We start from the raw sequence: 18,304 nt of genomic DNA on the forward strand, positions 1-18,304 counted from the left end.
AAGCCATGCTCACAAGATCGCGCTCTTGGCAAGCAAAACGGCGCGGGCAAAGGCGCGGATGGGGCGGCAAATGGCCCGAATTGAGGCGTTTTGGCCGCGTGGGCCTCCAACTTGCGAATTTTATGGTTACCCACTTGGTAACTATGTCCTGCGACCCGGCCCTAACCTGCGCACCCATAAACATGTCTCATGTCGGGAACGAACCTCATCACACAGCCAGCCAGATCCATGGCAAAGGCTTTGGCCATCGCACTGATGATGGGGCCGATTTTCGGATCGCCCGCCGCCCATGCCGCAGGTCGCACCCCGGCCCCAACGCGCTTTGCCGTGGCCTTTACCGATCTGGCCAGCAAAAATGGCCGGATTGTGCCGCGCAGCCAGAATGTCATCGCAGCCCCCGTCAGCCGCAGCTTCCTGCAATGCGTTCCCTATGCCCGCGAGGTGTCGGGCATCCAGCTTTACGGCGACGCCCATACATGGTGGGAACAGGCCGCCGGTCGTTATCAGCGCGGTTTTTCCCCCCGCGTTGGCGCGGTGATGGCGTTCAAACCCTATGGCGCGATGGTGTTGGGCCATGTCGCAACGGTCAGCCGGATCATCGATTCGCGCCAAATCCTGGTCCGTCACGCAAACTGGAGCCCGCTGGGCGGCGAGCGTGGACAGATTGAGGACAATGTTCTGGCCACCGACGTTTCGCCCCGCAATGACTGGAGCGAAGTGCGCGTGTGGTATCAGCCGCTGGGCGGTCTGGGCACGACTCATTGGCCGGTGGCGGGCTTTATCTACAACAACGGCGCGGCCAAAGCGGTTTCGGGCCGTGGATGGTCCACCGTCAATCACGGCGCGGGCCATGGCTATCTGGGCGACCCCATCGGGGCGATCATCGCGGCCTATTCGCGCCGCTGAATCCAAGAAATTCGAAGTAGCAGTCGATGGGAAAGGTCCGGGCGCAAACCCGGACCTTTTTCGATTCGCGGATCAGGCCGAGATGGTGGGCGCGTTTTCGCCCAGATCTTCGTACCATGCCTCAACCGGGCCGTTCAGCTTGATGGTCAGCGGCTGCCCCTTGCGGTCAAAGCTCTTGCCGGCCTGAACGCGGACCCAACCTTCGGAAATGCAATATTCTTCGACATTGGTGCGCACCACGCCCTTAAAGCGGATGCCGATGCCGCGCTGAAGCTTTTCAGCGTCAAAGAACGGGCTCTTGGGGTTGATGGCAAGGCGATCGGGGGGGGTATCGCCAATGGCGGCCGGGGTGTTTTCGGTGTCAGTCATGGTTGCGTGAAATAAATTGCAATACCCACTTGTCAACGCAAACAAACCCCTTTAGAGGCGCGGCTCCCGGCAACGGAAGTCGCTTCTTGATGAAGCCGCCATCCATGCCAGCGGGCGCGTAGCTCAGCGGTAGAGCACACCCTTCACACGGGTGGGGTCACAGGTTCAATCCCTGTCGCGCCCACCATAAAACCCTCTGAAATAAGGGGATTTTATGGAGACGGATTTTCCCGGAAAAATTTTCAAAACGGAAAATAACGGGAACAAACGCCTCATTTCGGGTCGAGCCCGTACAAATCCCGTACACGGCCATCACGCCCTTCCCTTCCTTTTACCGGCTCCAACGCCGAACAGCGTGAGCTTGGTGCGCTCTTCTGCGGCACGCAGGCCGCGCAGTTGCGCTTCGTGAATTTTCTCCGCCGTCTTCTCGGCGTGGGTATAAGTTTTCCGCATGAGGCTGGTGTCCGACCATCCGCCGAATTCGCCAGCGGCCTTCTCGTCGATACCCTGCCGGACGTTCATCTCTTGCCTGAAACCATGACGGCCAGCGCCATGAAATGGCAGCAAATCGATCCCTGCCAGCTTGCAGGCCTTGGCCCAGCCCTTTCGCGGGCTTGAGCGATTTGTGGACTTGTAACGGATTTGTGCCGGTCACCTGAGCGTTTTATGCTCGCAACAGGAGACCGACGAGATGATGAAGCATAGTGAAGATTTTAAGCGAGAGGCGGTTCGGATCGCGCTGACCAGCGGGCTGTCACGGGAGCGGGTTGCCGCGGATTTGGGGGTCGGCAAGTCGACGCTTGGCAAATGGATTGCTCACTATCGCCCGACAGATTTGGTGGCGGAGCCACAGGCCGATCTGGCCCGTGAGAATGAGCGCCTGCGCCTGGAAAACCGTATCCTCAAGGAGGAGAGGGACATTCTAAAAAAAGCAACGCAGTTCTTCGCGAGCCAAAAATCGTGAGGTTTGCGTTCGTTCATGAGCACCGCGATCGCTGGCCGGTTGAAGGCCTATGCCGGGTCTTGCAGGTGTCTACGCGTGGCTATCGGGCATGGGCGTCACGCCCGACCTGCCAGCGCGATCGCACAGATCTGAAGGTGCTGGCGCACATCCGCGAGCAATACACCCTGAGCCGCGGTACTTATGGTCGGCCCCGGATGACCATGGAGCTCAAAGAGGCGGGTCTCGATGTGGGCGAGCGTCGTGTGGGACGGCTCATGAAGATCCATGGGATACGGCCAATTCGCACCCGTCGCCACAAGGTTACCACCGATAGCCAACACCACCTTGGCGTTGCCCCCAATTTGCTGGACGGGGATTTCCTGGCCGCTGCGCCGAACCAGAAATGGGCAGGCGATATCAGCTATATATGGACCACCGAGGGCTGGCTTTATCTGGCTGTCGTCATTGATCTGTTCAGTCGGCGTGTCGTTGGTTGGGCAGTCAGCGACCGGATGAAGAAAGACCTGGCAATCAGGGCGCTGGAAATGGCCATAAACCTGCGTCAACCGCCCAAGGACTGCATTTTCCATTCTGATCGCGGCAGCCAATATTGCTCTTACGACTTCCAGAAAAAACTGCTGGCCCACGGTTTACGGCCCTCGATGTCGGGCAAAGGTAATTGCTACGACTGTGATAACCTGCTGCGGCCTGATGGTCTGACCCATGCTACGATTGACCGCGTGTCATTGCGTTGACGTGTCGGCCATCAGGTCGCCCCGGCAACGGGCGAGATGTGACTTTATAGGAGCCTGACGGGTTCGCCCCTTCACAGTCCTGTCCTCTCTGTGCGGTGCCCGGGCACCGCGCAGAGAGGACAGGACATGAGCGACATAACGACCAACGCCGTAATCATCGGCGTCGATACGCACAAGGCCACGCATGTCGCTGTGGCAATCGATACCAAAGGCAGCCGCCTGGCAGCCTTCTCGGCTCCGGCGACAACCAAAGGCTATATTGCGCTCGAAGACTGGGCGTGTGCGATCGGCGCGATCACAGCCTTTGGTATCGAAGGAACGGGATCATATGGTGCTGGCTTGTCGCGTCACCTCCTTGCCCAAGGGCACAAGGTCGTCGAGGTAACGCGACCCAATCGACAGCTGCGCTATCAGCACGGCAAAACTGACAGCTTGGATGCCGAGGGAGCAGCCCGTTCCGTGCTAGCCGGGCAAGCGATCGCCGAACCCAAAACCCACAGCGGGTCGGTCGAGATGATCCGGCACCTTAAGATCGCTCGCGACACGGCCGTCAAAAGCCGGTCACAGGCCATGGTGACGCTGAAAACCTTGATCATCAATGCGCCCGCGTCGCTTCGCGACGGTCTTGATCAGATCAGCGGCAAAATCGCACTGATCCGGCATATCGCCGCGTTCAGGCCAGGTGCACTCACCTCGACCACCGCGTCGGCCAAAGCCGCTATGCGCGCCCTAGCGCGACGCTGGCTCGCGCTGCACGATGAAATCCAGGCGCATGACAAGGCGCTCGAACAACTCGTCGTCGCCCGCGCGCCGACATTGATCGCAGCGCACGGAATCGCCACGATGACAGCGGCAGAGATGCTCATCCTGGTCGGCGACGATCCTAACCGGATCCGTTCCGAATCCGCGCTCGCCAAGCTCTGCGGCGTTTGTCCAATCCCGGCGTCGAGTGGCAAAACCAACCGCTTCCGGCTTAATCGCGGCGGCAGTCGGCAAGCCAATGCCGCGCTCTATCGTGTCGCGATCGTACGGATGCGCAACCATCCGCCAACTCTCGCTTATGTCAGCAAACGTAAGAAGGACGGCAAAAGCAACCGCGAGATCATCCGCTGCCTCAAACGCTACATAGTCCGCGAAATTTTCACTCACCTGTGTCGCCCGGAAACAGCCTCGGCAGATGCTTGACAAATATAGGAGCCTCAATGCGGCTGTCGAAACCTTCTTCAAAAGCCTGAAGGCCGAGGTGCTCTGGCGCCAAACCTGGCCAACCAGGCGTCAGGCCGAGACCGCCATCTTCCAGTACATCAACGGCTTCTACAACCCACGTAGGCGCCATTCATATCTGGGCGGCATCAGCCCCCTCGCATTCGAGGCCAAGGTGGCATAGTGAGATAGGTGACCGGCACAAATCCGTTACAAGTCCATTCAGGCAGGCCATAGATCTCCTGCGCCACATCGGGCTGCATCAGGTGAAACACGCGGCCCGGCGCGAACTGGTGCTCCTGCCCCAGCCCCATGTTGACGAACCAGAACGTGTCCGCCGCCACGCCCACCCGCGTATGCACCGCCGGGCTGTGCTTGGCCGCGGCGATCCGCCCAGACATGTTCGGCACGTTTTCCAGATAGGCATTGCCCATCTGGACGAAATCCAGCGCAAACCGCTCGAAATCCTCGCCGCCCAGCCAACGCGAAGCCACCATCTGCTGCACCAGCAGATTGACGCGCAGGGCCACGGCACTGCGGTGATAGGGCGAGACGTTGAAGACCTGCGCCAAGCGGCCCATCGGCAAAGGCGGCTCATACCAGCGCCCGTTGTGCCAAAGCTCGAAATAGGCCGACAGGTCGCGCCGGTCGAGAACGCTCTCGGCATCGCCAAAGGTGAAAACCTCTCCCTGCAGGGGTGCGGCCTTCGCCTCCTGCTCAATCAGGGCAACTTCTGTGGATGGTGTCTCGGTCATCAATCAGGCTCCTGTCATTCGGAAAACACCACCCGGCCTTTGCCCGCCCCATTGGCGTTCCCGGCATCGAGCGGTTCATTGGAAAGGGCGTTCAAGAGCGCCCAGGCAAGGTCGGCATGGCCGATCTCGCCGTTGCGGCGCGCGACATAGGTGACGCCGCGCCCGCTGCCGGTCAGCGCGGGTCGGATCGCCATCAGCGCGGCCATCAGGTCGGTCCACGCCTCATCAAACTCGATGCGGCCGGAATTGAAGACGTTCTGGGCCTTGACCACCAAGGCCGTCTTGCTGGCCACCGAATATGCGATGCGCCGCGCGCGCGGGAACCAGCCCACCACCAACTCATAGACCGCCTGCCCCGCCCCGGTGGTGTCGATGGCGATGTCGGCCACGTTGTAGCGGGCTGCGACCTGCTTGATGAAATCGGCCTGCCCTTGGAAATCCTTGCCGTTGAGCCGGTACTTGGCCAGCACCCGGAACTTGCCCTTCCCCGGCTGATCCGGCGGCGCCAGCACCACAAGGGCCGCATCATCGCGACCCTGCTTGTTGGGGTCATAGCCCAGCCAGACCGGCTTATCGCCAAAGGGCCGCCCGCCCGGCACATCGGCCAGCGCGGGCCGGAAATCGCGCCAGCGATAGAATGCATCGACGCGGGCGGGCGCAATCCGGCTGAAGGGAAAGCTGCTCTCGCTGTCATCGACAAACTGGCAATTATAGAGGTTCTCGAATTCCTCTTCGCTGCATTCCGCGCGCAGTTCCTCTTTGTCGATGCGCCCGCCCGCCCCGCCCGCGATGGCATCGTCGAGCGTGACCATCTGGCACCACGAACCATCGGGCATGAGCGCGCCCGCGCGCAGGTTCCGGTGGCTGACATCAAAAGCCCGCTGATCGCCCTTCCTGCGCCCCCGGTTCCATTCCTCGCCGCTCCAGAAGGCATAGGCCTCATGGGTTTTGGTGCTGGGCGTCGAGAAATAGGTCCGCTTGTAAATGGTGAGCGTCGCCATCGCGGCGGCCACCTTGCGCAACTGGGCAAAGCCGTGGACCCAGAAGAATTCGTCGAAATAGAAGTCGCCGCTCTCGCCTTGCGCGGTGTTGCTGTTGGTCGAGAGCGGATAGAGCCCGACCGCGTCGAGCCGGATCTCTGGCCTATCCGCCTCCTCATCCGCCGGGTGCAGACCAGAGAAATCCAGCATCAGCGGATTGCCCTTGAGGTCCACGCCGGTGACGCGTTTGACCCAGCCGACAATCTCGCGGATGAACTTCTTGGCCTGCCGCTCGCTGGCCGACAGGAAAATCTGATTGCGCGGCTGTTCGCCCGCGATGACGGCTTCCGCGATCTTGGCCATCGCCTCGCGGGCGAAATACCATGTCGCGCCGATCTGGCGGCTCTTGAGGATCTTACGGGTGCGCTGCTCGCGCTGCTCCCACCAGCCTTCCTGATAGCTGTCATTCTTCTCGTGGAAGTCGGTGAGCAGCGCTTCCCACTGCTCTCGCGTTAGGAAGTTTTTGCGTTTGTCGGCCCGCTTGGCCTTGGCCTTGTCATCGTTGCGGCGGCCCACCGCTTCGTTGAGGTCGCTCTCCTTCCCGGTCTCGCCGTACTTCTCGATCCGGGCGCATTCCTTCATCTGGCGAACCAGAAAATCGACGCGCTTCATGTCCCCCTCGGTGAAGGGCTCCCGGCAAAGGTAATTGGCGATCTTGGCCTCAAGGTGGTCCTGCACCACCCGCACCGGCTTGTCCTCGTCCCAGCCGCCGCGCCGTTTCCAACTGGTCACGGTGTCATATTTCTCGCCCAGCTCACGCGCGATTTCGGCCATGTCAAAGCCGCGATGATACATCGAGCGCGCCTCCCGCGATTTCGCGCGCGTCACCTGTCGGCTGGTGGCCGGGCGCGCGTCGTCATTCGGGGCGGTTTTGGTGGGCATGATCCTGCCATGCCCTGATCTTGCCCCATTGCGCGCCGGGGTGCTGGCGTAACCCGCCGGGTTACTGCGCCCGCGCGTTGCAGGAATGCCGGGCGGGGTGGATTTCAGGGGCCATGCTGATCCGCCCCGCGCCATCCCTCCCCGGAGTAACCCGATGAAGACCAAACCCATTCTGCTCGCCACCGCCGGTTCGACCGTGGATGGCCGCACCATCGAGGCGCGCGACCTCGAACAGATGGCCTCGAGCTATAACCCCAAGACCTATGGCGCGCGGGTCAATATCGAACATATCCGCGGCGTCAGCGGACAGGCCCCGTTCAACGCCTATGGCGACGTGCTGGAACTGTCGGTGGGCGAGGTCGATGTCGACTTCAATGGCAAGTCCGAAAAGCGCAAGGCGCTGTTCGGCATCCTCGATGTCACCGACAATGCCAAGGCGCTCAATGACGCCAATCAGAAGGTTTATCCTTCGATCGAGATCATCGACAATTTCGCGGGCAAAGGCTTCTCCTACCTTGGCGGCGTCGCGCTGACCGACAGCCCAGCTGCCATCGCCACCGACCGCCTGAAATTCAACCGCACCCTGCCCGGCTCGATCAATCTGGCGGGTGATACCGCCGCCACGCTGGAATTTGCCGACGATATCACCACCGAAGGCGGCAAGAGCCTGCTCGCCGGATTTAGCGCGCTGCTCGACAAATTCGCGGCCACCTTCAACCCCGCGCCCAAGCCTGAAGAAAAGCCCGAAACCCCGCCCGAAAACCAGCAGCCGGCCACGCTCGACTTTGCCGCCCTGCGCCCGATGTTCGAACAGTTCGGTCAGACCGTCGCCACCTCGATTGACGCCCTGCGCAGCGAATTGCGCACCGAAGCCGATGCCCAGGCGCTCAAGATCAAAAGCCTCGAAGACGCGCAGGAAACCGCCCCCGCCCACCAGTTCCAGCGCCGCCCGATTGCCGATGGCGGCTCGAACGGGAACGCCCAGAGCAAATACATCTTCTGACCCGGCCCGCGCCACCAACCTTGCCCCGCATCCCGAGCTAAGGATCACCAAAAATGTCCCAGATTTATACCCTCTCTGATCGCGGTCGCGGCGCGCTCGATCAGCTCTATGCCGCCATCGGCAACGCAAATGGCACGCGCAACATCAGCCGCAATTTCGCCCTTTCGCCCACCAGCGAACAGCGCCTCGAAGATCTCCAGCGCGAAAGCGTCGGCTTCCTGCAGCGCGTCAATGTGATGGGCGTGCGCGACCTTCAGGGGCAGGTGATCGGCCTTGGCACGTCCAACATGATCGCAAGCCGCAAGAGCCGCTCGAACCTGCCGCGCACCCCGCGCTATGTCGGCGCGCTCCAGGACCGCAAGTTCCAGCTCTATTCGACGCTCTTCGACACGATGCTGCCGTGGGAAGTGATCGACGCCTGGTCAAAATTCCCCGACTTTGCCGCCCGCTATGCCCGCCATGTCGCGGTGTCGGTCGGCCTCTCGCGGATCTCGGTGGGCTTTAACGGCACCGAGGCCGCCGATGACACGGACGCGGCGGACAACCCGCTGGGCGAGGACGTCAACATTGGCTGGCTGCACAAGCTGCGCCTTGAACGGCCCGACCATGTGATGGGCCGCGCCATGGTCACGGTGGGCGATGTCACCACCGCCACCGGGGCGCCTGCGCCCATCTACATCGGCCCCGACGCCAATCACGCGGCGGGCGATTACAAGAATATCGATGCGCTGGCCTATGAGCTGATCGCGGGCATGCCCTCCTATGCGCGGGCCAGCACCGACCATGTCGTCATCGTTTCGCAGGATCTGGTGGACGAGAAATACTTCCCGATGATCAACCGGCCCCTGTCCGACACGATCGATGGCGGCAAATCGACCAGTGATCAGGTCGTCTCCGACCTCATCATGTCGACCAAACAGATCGGAGGGCGTCCCGCCGCCATCGCCCCCTTCTTCCCCGAAGGCACGATGGCGATCACCCCGCTGGGCCGCGCCAATGCCACCGACAGTTCAAACCTCTCGATCTATTATCAGGAAGGCTCGCGCCGCCGCTACATCAAGGATGAACCGGAAAACATGGCCGCGCTGGTCGACTATAACAGCGTCAACGAAGGCTATGTGATCGAAAGCACCGATTACATGACCATGGCCGAAAACATCACCTTCGGCGCCCGCCCGTAATCCCCCGGCCCGCCCGCCGGTTCCCCTGCCGGTGGGCGGGCAACAGGAAAGCCCCGCTTATGGTCTCCGCCTTTCGCCGCCACCAGATGCGCGTGCGCGCCCTGCAATCGGGCGCGGCGCAGCCCGATACGCCCAACGCGCCCCCGCCCGAACTGGCCCGCGACAGCGCCGCCGGTCAGGAATACGCGGCCCTGCGCGTCCTGCTCCACGACAATTTGCGCTCCCTCTCCGACATCGCCAGCATCGAGGCGCGCAACCCCGTCAAGATCGAAATGGCTGGCGCCTTCGCCCCATGGATCGAGGGCGTCTTGCTGGCGGGCGAACAGGGGCAGGCCGCCCAAGATGAGATCCTTGTCTGGAACCTCATCTGGGCCATCGACTATCGCGATTGGGACTATGCCCTTCGCCTCGCCGCGCATGCGATCCGCTTTAACCTCGCCTCGCCCGAACGGATAAACAGCACCATCCCCTGCTTCCTTGCTGAACAGGTGGCCACGATCAGCCTCACCCAAAGCGAAGCCGTGCCCCATGACGTTCTGGCCCGCATTCTGGTGCTGATCGAGGGCCACGACATGCACGATCAGGCCAAGGCCAAGCTGCACAAGGCGCTGGGCCGCAGCTTCGCCCGCCGCGCCAAAGCCTTCGACCCCGCCGCCGACAACGCCCCCGCCGGTGGCAAGGCGGCATACCTCACCGAAGCCCTAGCCCACCTGCGCCGCGCGCTCGAACTCGACAATGGCATCGGCACCCGCTCGGAGATCAAGGCCATCGACAAGGCGCTGACCAAACTGGCCACGCCCACTCCCGAATAATCAGTTCGCCCCACGGCGGCGGGGGGCGGTTGGCGCGGGCGGCGCCCTTTGTGACAGCCATCCCACACCATCCTCACCACCCGTTTTTTTGACGCAAAGGCTCGCCCCATGAACAGCTTCACCGCCTCCCCCATCGCCCCGCCCGATGATCCCGATGCGGCGGTAGTGGCCGATGGCTGGTTCCCGCCGGTCAAGCTGGCCGATGTGCGTGAAGGCATGAACATCGGCGGCGGCGCGATCACACAGGAACAACTCACCCTCGCCATCGAAGGCGGCATGCTCTCTGCCCTGCGCCAATTGGCCGCATGGCGCACCGCACGCGCGCTGGCCGGGGCCGTCGGTCTTGCCGATGTCACCTCGGACACCCTCAACGGAAAAAACCGCGCAACCCTGCTCTGGACCCGCGCGGTGGGCTATTACGCCGCCGCTGATCTGGCCGCAGGCAACCGCGACATATCCTCCTCCGACACCGGCCTCGCCCGCGCTTCGGAAAAGGCGGCTCTGGCCGACGAATACCGGCGCGAAGGCCACGCCGCGATTGCCGACCTGCTCTCCATCGGCGGCGCATCGGTCGCCCGCAACCGTGTGGAGATGCTGTGACCCAAACCGTCACCGCCATGGACGGCGAGACCGTCGATGAAATCTGCCACCGCGTCCTGGGCAAGACGGCGGCGGTGACCGAACAGGTGCTGGACCTCAACCCCGGCCTTGCCGAAATCGGCCCGCGCCTGCCGGGCGGCACCTTGGTCACCCTGCCCGACGCCAGCGCCGCCCAGACCGCCACCATCGATATCGTGCAGCTTTGGGATTGAAGCGTGATGGCAAAAAGTGGGCACCGGTTTTTGCCGCCAATCACGCGACCATCAAAGGACTCCGGCCATGCTCAAAATCAACCTCCTGCGCGCCGCCCTGATGGAGGCCATGCCCGAACTGAAGGCCAGCCCCAAAAACCTCATCATGTGGGTCGATCGCGGCACGGTCCAATCGCGCGACACATCCGACCTGTCCTTCGCCTTCAGCTTTCAGTTGAACGTTCTGCTGATCGAATTCGCTGGGGACATCGCAGCCTTTGCCCTCGCCATCCTGATCTGGCTGCGCACCCACCAGCCCGACCTGTTCGCCATGGGCGCCGACGCCTTCGACTTCGATGTCGATATTTTGGACAACGGTAAGTCAGACGTCCAACTCCGTCTCCAACTGCGCCAGAATGTCGCCGCCACGCTGACCAGCACCGGCGTCACCGCCACCTATCTGCCCGAACCCACCCCGCTCTTTGGCGATGACCTGCCGCTGAGCGGCCTCGACGCCATGCCCACGCTCACCTCGATCACCGTCAATGACGAAGACCTGCAGCCATGGGACACCACCGATGGCGGATGACCTCGCCCGGCTGGAGGAATGGTTCGGGCGCATCATCGCGGGGCTTGAACCGGCGCAGCGCCGCAAGGCCACCCGCAAGCTGGGCCAGTTGCTGCGCCGCGCCAACCTCAAGCGTATCGGCGCCAATGTCGATCCCGACGGCGTCCCCTTCGCCCCACGCAAACCCCGCCTCGATCAACGCGGGCGCCTGCGTAAAGGCTCGGGCAGTAAGATGTTCAAGGGCCTGCGCAAACTGGCCAAATGGCGCATCCACGCCGCCCCCGATGGCGTCGAAATCAGCCCCGTCTCCAACACCGCCGACCGCGTCGGCTCGGTCAGCCAGTTCGGCCAGACCGTCACCGTGGGCCGGTTGCGCAATGGCCGAAAGATCCGCGCGAAATATGCCGAGCGCCGGTTGCTGGGCTTTGGGCGAGAGGATGAGGATCTGGCGCTGATGGTGGCGGGGGAGATGTTGGAAGGGGATGGCGGGTAAGTCTGTACCCGACCAATTTACGTCGCTCCCGTGCGGTGCTGAGAGTGTCAGATTGAGCCGACTCCGGTCATTTCGAGCACATCTAGGGGCTTTGATTGTGTAGGTTTTGGGTGCATTAGCAAAGTGATCGAGACTGGGCAGTGCCCACGGGAAAGGCCACCAAATTGCAAAGCAAGCGCTATTCTGTCTTCATCAGTTCGACGTTCAACGATCTCAGAGATGAACGCCGTGCGGTTCAGGATGTCGTTATCAGCGCCGGTGATTTTCCGGTTCAGATGGAATCCTTTCCTGCAGCAGATGAAGGCCAAATGGATTTCATTAAAAGTCTAATAGATGCATGCGACTATTACATTCTTATCATCGGCGGACGCTACGGGGCTTTGGCCGACGATGGCATGAGCTACACGGAAAAGGAATATCGCTACGCGGTGTCGATTGGCGTTCCAGTCTTGGCGCTACTGCATGGGGATCGTCAGGATATCGTTGCTAGCAAATCGGAAGATTCCGATGTTGGGCGCGACAAACTCGATGCTTTCATCAGGGAGGTCGAGACCAATCGGCTTCGCAAATCGTGGACGACAGTCGACGGTCTGAAACTGGCGGTGCGTGAGGCACTTGATCATGCAAAGGCGACAAAACGTAGGATTGGTTGGGTCCGCGGAAATGCACTCGCCAGCGTGGAGGCACTTGAAGAACTGAATGAGGTGAGAAAGGAAAATATCAAATATCGAGAAGCGCTTGAGGACATAAATATCGACCTTTCGCTTCCCCCTATTCCATCTGCAAGCGAAGCAATTTTGCTTGAGGTCACCCCAAACTACAGCTGGGCAAGGGCCGCATTCGTTGCGCGTGAAGCTGCAACTATTGAGGCCACTTGGATATCGGCTTTCCCGATTTATTTCAGCTCTCTAAAATGGGATACGAGTGATTGGGATGGGGAAGATCATTATTATCCGAATGAAGAGGCTTCCTGCATCGAGATAGGTTCCATGCTTGCAGGTGAGGTCGCGGGGATCGATGCTTCCAAGTGCTTCAAGATTAACAAAAATACCTTCGAGCGTCTGACCAGCTATTATATCGAATGTGGCTTGATGAACACGATCGGCTCCGACAGACCTTTTACCGAGGCAGCCCAAAGATTCGCCCGGCGTCACCGTATCGCTTCAACCCCTGAACCTAGATTTTCACTCGTCAAAGGTGTCATCGAACTCGTAGCCGCCCCAGGCGTTGCCGATTTTAATGACGATATTCCGTTTTGACGACCGCTGCTGCTAACGGAATGGCAAATCGCTTGCAGTACCGTGAGTATGCCGTCGTTGTTCGAGGAATGGCCGGCTCGGTCGCAGTCGGATGTTCCCGTGTGCAGCTTCGAACGGCAGAAAAGTCCCAAACCTCCCCCCCCCCCACCCGTAACCCTCCGCGTTACGCCCCCTTGCCCTCCCCGCGCGCGCGAAGGCCATGCACAGGTTGCGCATGGCCACCAGCAGCTCTGTCATCGACCTTTCGCAACTCCCCGCCCCTACGGTGGTGGAGGCGCTGGATTATGAGACGATCCGCGCCGCGCTGATCGCGGACACCCAAACGCTGCTGCCCACTTGGGACGCCACGGTCGAGAGCGACCCCGCCGTCAAAGTGCTCGAGGTTGCTGCCTATCGCGAACTGCTGATCCGCCAGCAGTTTAACGAGCGCGCCCTGCAATGCCTGCTGGCCTATGCCACCGGCGCCAACCTCGACCATCTGGGCGCGCTGCTGGGCGTTTCCCGCCTGACCGACGAACTCGACGCCACGTTCAAGGCCCGCATCCAGCTTGCCCCCGACGCTTTCAGCGTGGCCGGGCCGGAATCGGCATACGAATATCACGTCCGCTCCGCCGACAGCACCATCGCCGACGCCAGCGTCACCAGCCCCAGCCCCGGAGTTGTCCTGGTCTCGCTGCTGTCGGCCTCCGGCGACGGCGCCGCCACGCCCGAACAGATCGCCAATGTCGAGGCCGCGCTCTCCGGCGCCCGCCCGCTCACCGATCAAGTCATCGTCCAATCGGCCACCATCGTCCCCTACGCGATCACCGCCGCCCTCACCCTGTTCGACGGGCCGGATGGCGATGTTGTTCTGGCCAATGCGCAGGCCGCCGCCGACGCCTATGTCGCCAATGCGCGGCTGATCGGCCGCGACATCAACCGCGCCAGCATCTTTGCCGCCATCGGCGTCGCGGGCGTCTCGAATGTTGCGCTCTCAAGCCCGGCGGCAGACATGCCGATGGACGCCACCCAATGCGGATATTGCACCGCTCTCACCCTGACGGTGGCGGGCCGTGGCGAATAATCCCTCGCTCCTGCCACCCAACGCGCGCCCGCTCGAACATGCGCTGGCCTCCTCGATGGCGCGCATCACGGCGATCCCGACGCCGCTCACCGACCTGTGGCGCCCTGATGCCATCCCCGCCACCATCCTGCCATGGCTGGCCTGGGGTCTGTCGGTCGATCGCTGGCGCCCAAGCTGGAGCGAGGAGCAGCGCCGCGCCGCCACCGCCGCCGCCATCCCCAATGCCAAGATCCGGGGCAGCCGCGCCGCTGCGCAGGCGGTGATCGCCGATTATGACCCCCGCATCACGCTGACCGAATGGTGGGAGGAAGGCGGCACCGGCCTCCCCTATACCTTCTTCTGCACCCTGCCGCTGGATGGCGCGTTCGATGATCTGGCTACGGCCAGCTTCGCCACAGAACTCTACCGCGACCTGACCCGCGTCAAACCCGCCCGTGCCCATTTTCAATTGCGCCAACAGCTGCGCGCCAAAGTTACCCTGCCCATGGCCGCCGTGGCGCGCGCATGGGCCATGGACCGCACCATGGCCACCATGATCGGCCCCGACCCCGCCGACCTTCTTAAAATCACCACCGAATATGGCGAACCGCTCGAAGGCGATGATGGCGCCGGATGGGAGTATATCTGATGGACCCGTTGCTCATCACTCTGACGGCGGCGGGCCTGTCGGCCATTGTCGGCGATGATGCCCCCTCGCTCGGCCCGGTGGTCATCACCCAGCTTGGCCTGACCGATGCTGCCTTCACAGTCGCCTCAACGCTCGAAGCGCTCCCCGGCGAATTCAAGCGGATCGATGTTTCGGGCCAGCAAGTGGGCGATGACACGCTGCACCTGATCGCGCTGGATGATACTGCCGACGCCTATACCTATCGCGGCTTTGCGCTTTACCTCGACGATGGCACCCTGTTTGCCGTCTATGGACAGCCCGGCCCGATCGCCGCCAAGGCAGAGCCTTCCGCCTCCTTCCTCGTCCTCGACATCAAACTGGCGCAGGGACAGGCCGAGAATATCACCTTCGGCGACACCAATTTCATCAACCCGCCCGCCACCACCACGCGCCAGGGCGTCGTCGAACTGGCCACCAACGCCGAGGCCAGCGCAGGCACCGACACCCAGCGCGCCCTGACCCCGGCGGCGATGCAGGCCGCCCTGCTGACGCAGATCCTGCGCATCCATGGCGCAGACAGCGGGATCAACGCCGACCTGCTCGATGGCCAACACGGCGCGTGGTATGCCGATATCGTCTCGCGTCTGGGCTATGTCCCCTTTGACAGCGTGGGCTTTACCGGCGCGGCCATCCTCACCCTGCTCAAAACGGTCGATGGCGCGGGCACGGATCTCGATGCCGACCTGCTCGACGGCAAACACGCCGCCGCCTTTGTCCTGGTCGATGATGCCGCCACCTTCGGCTCCAATGCCAACGGCTATTGGCGCCGCATGCCCAATGGCCTGATCGAACAATGGGGCGAGGTAACCGCCGGGGAATCCAGCTCACCGCCCTCGCTCGACTTCCCCATCCCCTTCACCGATCTGGCCAGCATCAACCTGTCGGTCACCGCCCGCACCCCCAACACCGGCGCTGTCAGCGGAAACAGCGTGGGCGGCAACAAAGTCTCCGTCACCCAATTCAACGTGTTCAGCGACGACCTCGACCGCGCGGTCTTCTGGCGCGCCATCGGAAAGTAAGCCCCCATGGTCAAAATCACCTCGCTAGACCTGCTGGACGCCGCCGACATCGACGGCACCGAAACCTTGCCCGTGGTCAAATTCGGCCAATCCAAACGCGCCCGCCTGTCCGATCTGGCCGCTCCCATGGTGGAAACCGCCACCGCCGCGCGCGATGCTGCGCAGACCATTTTGGACAATACGCAGGCCGTCGCCGCCGCGCTGCCCTATCCGAACTATGCCAGCACGACAGCGGCGCAGGCCGATACCTCGCTGCTTTCGGGCAAGCTATACACGGTGGTTTCTTCCGGACAGGTGCAAATCTACACCAAGAACTCGGCCAGTTCGTCCAGCCTGACAGGCGTTATTCCCACCGCCACCTATACCGACCGGCTCAAGCCCAAGGCGCTTGTACCCACGATTGATCTTGGCGCGGTGGGTAATGGTGCCAGTGCGGCGGCGGATCAGGCCGGATTGAGCGCCGCCATTGCCGCGATGATGGCAAGCCGTTCTAATGCGCCACTCGGCATTTTTGGCCCGCTCGAATATCAGAACGGCATCGTGCTGGAACCGGGCATCTATGATGCGGGTGACTTTACCATCGACAACGGTTCGCTGCGTATCTCTGCCCGCATTCCATGGACGGTGGTGATCCGCATTCCTGATGGCAAATACTTCTGTACCCAGACCGGCACACCCTATTCGCTGGTCTGCGATGGCATCATGTTTTTGGGCGGCAAGGGCGTCTATAAAAACACGCGCACCGGATCGAACGTGCAGAACCTTGTGCAGTTCACTCGCTGCATGATGTACCGATATACCGAATGCGCGATCAGCAACAATTCGTCTGACAGCCCTTTCCTCAAGGTGAAGGACTGCTTCCTTGGCGGGATGACCGGCTGCAGCACCATCGGCATCGCGTGGGGTGGGCTGTGCGATCAGGTGATGGTCTGCGACAACAGCTTTGGCCCGAACACCTATCACATTGTCGTGGGCAACCGCGTGGGCGGCAACGTCAACATCCTGCGCAACGATTTCATCGGTTTGGGAAGCCAGATCGAAACCAAAGCCGATATTTGGTTTGTGCCTGACACCAGCGGCGGTTCGTTGGGCAATTCTGGCTACGCGATCACAGTGGGCTGGAACAAAATGGGCAACGAAGGCCAGATCGCGGGCAATCCTCGCATTCTGGTGGCGGCCTATGATGGCGTGACCGGCACAGACCGCGCCACCTACCGCCCCGGCACGGCTGACACCGGGCGATTGTGCGGGGTCAATTTTGTGGGCAACAAGGTGATCTCCATCGCCAACCCGAACGCGCCATTTATCAAGTCCTACGTTTCGGAACTGGTCAACTGGTCGGCCCGCGACAATCAGTTCACCGGCGGCACCTACACCGACTTCATCCAGTTTCCGAACGGCAAGACGACAAGCATGTTGTCCGCGTCCAGCGACTTTGAATTCGCGCAAAACGCGGGCGGGGTGCCGGATCGTTTCTGCACGGCCCAGATTGGCACCTTGCGCGATTATGCGGGCTTTTGGCCGGGTGACATTAACCGGATGCCGGTGCATCCCTTCATTGACGACCCGATGATTACCCCCATCGTTTCGTGGCCCAGCGCAAACCTGTTTACCTATCTTTCCGGTTCGAGCGCTGTTGCCGTGGCCGATCCTTATGGCCTGTCCGAATATGCCTCAATCATCGGCGGCATGTCGGCGGGCTTTGTTGATCCCTATGGCGGGGCGGGCGGCCCTGCGGTGCTGGAAATCTCGCTGGCACAGGCGGCAAGCCGTTCGCTGACGCATGTTGTCATCGACCTGTTCAACTATGCCAATTCGGCGCTGGGTTTTCAGCGGCGCGTCTTGCTGCCCGCGTCGGGCAACACGACCAAAGGCACCTATCACATTCTCATTCCGCCCCATGCCAGCCCCTCGACATGGCAGGTCCGCGTCTATGGGTACAACGTGGCCAGCGGTACGGCGGACACGTTCGTTTCGGGGGAACTTTACCTCTATAAGGGCCGGGGCAAGCTGGGCCGCGCCAAAATGCTGGAGCGCTGGCCGGTGGCCCCGCGCAACCGCGCCTTGATTGGCGGGGCAGCGGGCACTTTGCCGACCGGCTGGTCGCTGGGCACGGTGGCGGGCGGGCTGACGACCACGATCAACCGCGTGGGCGAAGATCAATACGGCACCTTTGCGGAAATCGCCATCGCAGGCACCACGACTAACGGCAACGGCTGGACGCTCTACCTTGAAGCCGCGCGGGCGCTGGGTTTTGTGGCCAGCGCGCAATGGCTTTATCAAGTCGGTGTGCGGGTGATGGCGGGCGACTTTACCGGCGCGACCGTCAGCACGGGCTATGACGGATCGACCGGGCCGTTCGTGCTTCAGGCCGCCTGTTACAATTCCGCCGACACATGGCTGTTGCAGCGCGGCATTGCCTTCACGCCCGACGCCACGTTCCGCCTGTTCGGTCGGACATTCAGCGCCAGCTATTTCAACGGTGGGGCCGACTATGTGCGCCCTTGCGTCGGCATGGCCATCCCCAACGCCACCGCCGTCAATGTGACTTTGCGGATTTACGTCCAGCCCATCATCCGCCTTCAATAAGGAGAC

The 18,304-nt window shown here is 62.0% G+C and carries 18 protein-coding genes, 1 tRNA gene and 2 pseudogenes; 17 read left to right on the plus strand and 4 right to left on the minus strand.

Features of this window, described 5'->3' with window-relative positions:
* Positions 1-228 precede the first annotated feature (228 nt).
* Positions 229-906 carry a CHAP domain-containing protein gene (locus AC2S2E_RS17110; RefSeq protein WP_476104665.1) on the plus strand — a complete coding sequence of 226 codons (678 nt, stop codon included), beginning with the start codon at positions 229-231 and terminating at the stop codon, positions 904-906.
* Between the two features lie 72 nt (positions 907-978).
* Here the strand turns inward: AC2S2E_RS17110 and AC2S2E_RS17115 are convergent, their stop codons facing one another.
* Positions 979-1,275, minus strand: coding sequence for a DUF3297 family protein (locus AC2S2E_RS17115; RefSeq protein WP_486523178.1), 297 nt, complete (start codon positions 1,273-1,275; stop codon positions 979-981).
* A 112-nt stretch (positions 1,276-1,387) separates the two neighbouring features.
* On the opposite strand from AC2S2E_RS17115, the gene AC2S2E_RS17120 reads away from it, so the two are divergent.
* A tRNA-Val gene (locus tag AC2S2E_RS17120) sits at positions 1,388-1,462 on the plus strand.
* Positions 1,463-1,587: 125 nt separating this feature from the next.
* Here AC2S2E_RS17120 and AC2S2E_RS17125 read toward each other — a convergent pair.
* Positions 1,588-1,797, minus strand: a complete 210-nt coding sequence (locus tag AC2S2E_RS17125) for a hypothetical protein (RefSeq protein ID WP_486523179.1) — start codon at positions 1,795-1,797, stop codon at positions 1,588-1,590.
* 169 nt (positions 1,798-1,966) lie between these two features.
* Between AC2S2E_RS17125 and AC2S2E_RS17130 the strand changes: the two are divergent.
* From AC2S2E_RS17130 to AC2S2E_RS17140, 3 genes and pseudogenes are all read left to right on the plus strand, one after another.
* Positions 1,967-2,907 (plus strand): annotated as a pseudogene (locus AC2S2E_RS17130) (IS3 family transposase); the annotation flags it as partial.
* Between the two features lie 192 nt (positions 2,908-3,099).
* On the plus strand, positions 3,100-4,158 hold the full coding sequence (locus AC2S2E_RS17135) for an IS110 family RNA-guided transposase (RefSeq protein WP_486522625.1): 1,059 nt from the start codon (positions 3,100-3,102) through the stop codon (positions 4,156-4,158).
* Positions 4,159-4,174: 16 nt separating this feature from the next.
* Positions 4,175-4,360 (plus strand): annotated as a pseudogene (locus tag AC2S2E_RS17140) (IS3 family transposase); the annotation flags it as partial.
* Here AC2S2E_RS17140 and AC2S2E_RS17145 read toward each other — a convergent pair.
* On the minus strand, positions 4,326-4,931 hold the full coding sequence (locus tag AC2S2E_RS17145; RefSeq protein ID WP_486523180.1) for a hypothetical protein: 606 nt from the start codon (positions 4,929-4,931) through the stop codon (positions 4,326-4,328). The pseudogene AC2S2E_RS17140 and the gene AC2S2E_RS17145 overlap by 35 nt on opposite strands.
* 14 nt (positions 4,932-4,945) lie before the next feature.
* The gene (locus tag AC2S2E_RS17150; RefSeq protein WP_486523181.1) at positions 4,946-6,853 is read right to left on the minus strand and encodes a terminase large subunit domain-containing protein; all 1,908 of its coding nucleotides are present in this window, start codon (positions 6,851-6,853) and stop codon (positions 4,946-4,948) included.
* Between the two features lie 154 nt (positions 6,854-7,007).
* On the opposite strand from AC2S2E_RS17150, the gene AC2S2E_RS17155 reads away from it, so the two are divergent.
* The 12 genes from AC2S2E_RS17155 (at position 7,008) to AC2S2E_RS17210 (ending at position 18,298) form a co-directional block, all read left to right on the plus strand.
* A complete protein-coding gene (locus AC2S2E_RS17155) occupies positions 7,008-7,856 on the plus strand; it encodes a GPO family capsid scaffolding protein (RefSeq protein ID WP_486522143.1) in 849 nt (282 codons plus the stop codon).
* 53 nt (positions 7,857-7,909) lie between these two features.
* Complete coding sequence (locus tag AC2S2E_RS17160) at positions 7,910-9,037, plus strand: phage major capsid protein, P2 family (RefSeq protein WP_486522142.1); 1,128 nt, start codon at positions 7,910-7,912, stop codon at positions 9,035-9,037.
* Positions 9,038-9,096: 59 nt separating this feature from the next.
* Positions 9,097-9,849, plus strand: coding sequence for a phage terminase small subunit (gene gpM, locus AC2S2E_RS17165; RefSeq protein WP_486522141.1), 753 nt, complete (start codon positions 9,097-9,099; stop codon positions 9,847-9,849).
* A 108-nt stretch (positions 9,850-9,957) separates the two neighbouring features.
* Complete coding sequence (locus AC2S2E_RS17170; protein WP_486523182.1) at positions 9,958-10,449, plus strand: head completion/stabilization protein; 492 nt, start codon at positions 9,958-9,960, stop codon at positions 10,447-10,449.
* On the plus strand, positions 10,446-10,661 hold the full coding sequence (locus tag AC2S2E_RS17175) for a tail protein X (protein ID WP_486523183.1): 216 nt from the start codon (positions 10,446-10,448) through the stop codon (positions 10,659-10,661). Before AC2S2E_RS17170 ends, AC2S2E_RS17175 begins: the two co-directional genes overlap by 4 nt.
* A 67-nt stretch (positions 10,662-10,728) precedes the next feature.
* Positions 10,729-11,229 carry a phage tail protein gene (locus tag AC2S2E_RS17180; protein ID WP_486523184.1) on the plus strand — a complete coding sequence of 167 codons (501 nt, stop codon included), beginning with the start codon at positions 10,729-10,731 and terminating at the stop codon, positions 11,227-11,229.
* Positions 11,219-11,701 (plus strand): phage virion morphogenesis protein, encoded by a 483-nt coding sequence (locus AC2S2E_RS17185; RefSeq protein ID WP_486523185.1) that lies wholly within the window; start codon positions 11,219-11,221, stop codon positions 11,699-11,701. The genes AC2S2E_RS17180 and AC2S2E_RS17185 overlap by 11 nt, the downstream gene beginning before the upstream one ends.
* Before the next feature lie 164 nt (positions 11,702-11,865).
* Complete coding sequence (locus AC2S2E_RS17190; RefSeq protein ID WP_486523186.1) at positions 11,866-12,960, plus strand: DUF4062 domain-containing protein; 1,095 nt, start codon at positions 11,866-11,868, stop codon at positions 12,958-12,960.
* A gap of 214 nt (positions 12,961-13,174) precedes the next feature.
* Complete coding sequence (locus tag AC2S2E_RS17195) at positions 13,175-14,023, plus strand: baseplate assembly protein (protein WP_486523187.1); 849 nt, start codon at positions 13,175-13,177, stop codon at positions 14,021-14,023.
* Positions 14,013-14,651, plus strand: a complete 639-nt coding sequence (locus AC2S2E_RS17200) for a phage tail protein I (protein WP_486523188.1) — start codon at positions 14,013-14,015, stop codon at positions 14,649-14,651. Before AC2S2E_RS17195 ends, AC2S2E_RS17200 begins: the two co-directional genes overlap by 11 nt.
* On the plus strand, positions 14,651-15,709 hold the full coding sequence (locus AC2S2E_RS17205; protein ID WP_486523189.1) for a gp53-like domain-containing protein: 1,059 nt from the start codon (positions 14,651-14,653) through the stop codon (positions 15,707-15,709). The genes AC2S2E_RS17200 and AC2S2E_RS17205 overlap by 1 nt, the downstream gene beginning before the upstream one ends.
* Positions 15,710-15,715: 6 nt before the next feature.
* A complete protein-coding gene (locus AC2S2E_RS17210) occupies positions 15,716-18,298 on the plus strand; it encodes a hypothetical protein (protein WP_486522130.1) in 2,583 nt (860 codons plus the stop codon).
* Positions 18,299-18,304 lie beyond the last annotated feature (6 nt).

The organism is Novosphingobium sp. 550D (genome assembly GCF_057401885.1).

Excerpts from the sequence above, each read along its gene's own strand:
- AC2S2E_RS17135 (WP_486522625.1), top strand. The coding sequence starts at position 3,100 with ATGAGCGACATAACGACCAACGCCGTAATCATCGGCGTCGATACGCAC.
- AC2S2E_RS17155 (WP_486522143.1), top strand. The coding sequence starts at position 7,008 with ATGAAGACCAAACCCATTCTGCTCGCCACCGCCGGTTCGACCGTGGAT.
- AC2S2E_RS17195 (WP_486523187.1), top strand. The coding sequence starts at position 13,175 with ATGGCCACCAGCAGCTCTGTCATCGACCTTTCGCAACTCCCCGCCCCT.
- gpM (WP_486522141.1), top strand. The coding sequence starts at position 9,097 with ATGGTCTCCGCCTTTCGCCGCCACCAGATGCGCGTGCGCGCCCTGCAA.
- AC2S2E_RS17210 (WP_486522130.1), top strand. The coding sequence starts at position 15,716 with ATGGTCAAAATCACCTCGCTAGACCTGCTGGACGCCGCCGACATCGAC.
- AC2S2E_RS17125 (WP_486523179.1), bottom strand. The coding sequence starts at position 1,797 with ATGAACGTCCGGCAGGGTATCGACGAGAAGGCCGCTGGCGAATTCGGC.
- AC2S2E_RS17170 (WP_486523182.1), top strand. The coding sequence starts at position 9,958 with ATGAACAGCTTCACCGCCTCCCCCATCGCCCCGCCCGATGATCCCGAT.
- AC2S2E_RS17160 (WP_486522142.1), top strand. The coding sequence starts at position 7,910 with ATGTCCCAGATTTATACCCTCTCTGATCGCGGTCGCGGCGCGCTCGAT.
- AC2S2E_RS17180 (WP_486523184.1), top strand. The coding sequence starts at position 10,729 with ATGCTCAAAATCAACCTCCTGCGCGCCGCCCTGATGGAGGCCATGCCC.
- AC2S2E_RS17115 (WP_486523178.1), bottom strand. The coding sequence starts at position 1,275 with ATGACTGACACCGAAAACACCCCGGCCGCCATTGGCGATACCCCCCCC.
- AC2S2E_RS17205 (WP_486523189.1), top strand. The coding sequence starts at position 14,651 with ATGGACCCGTTGCTCATCACTCTGACGGCGGCGGGCCTGTCGGCCATT.
- AC2S2E_RS17185 (WP_486523185.1), top strand. The coding sequence starts at position 11,219 with ATGGCGGATGACCTCGCCCGGCTGGAGGAATGGTTCGGGCGCATCATC.
- AC2S2E_RS17145 (WP_486523180.1), bottom strand. The coding sequence starts at position 4,931 with ATGACCGAGACACCATCCACAGAAGTTGCCCTGATTGAGCAGGAGGCG.
- AC2S2E_RS17110 (WP_476104665.1), top strand. The coding sequence starts at position 229 with ATGGCAAAGGCTTTGGCCATCGCACTGATGATGGGGCCGATTTTCGGA.
- AC2S2E_RS17150 (WP_486523181.1), bottom strand. The coding sequence starts at position 6,853 with ATGCCCACCAAAACCGCCCCGAATGACGACGCGCGCCCGGCCACCAGC.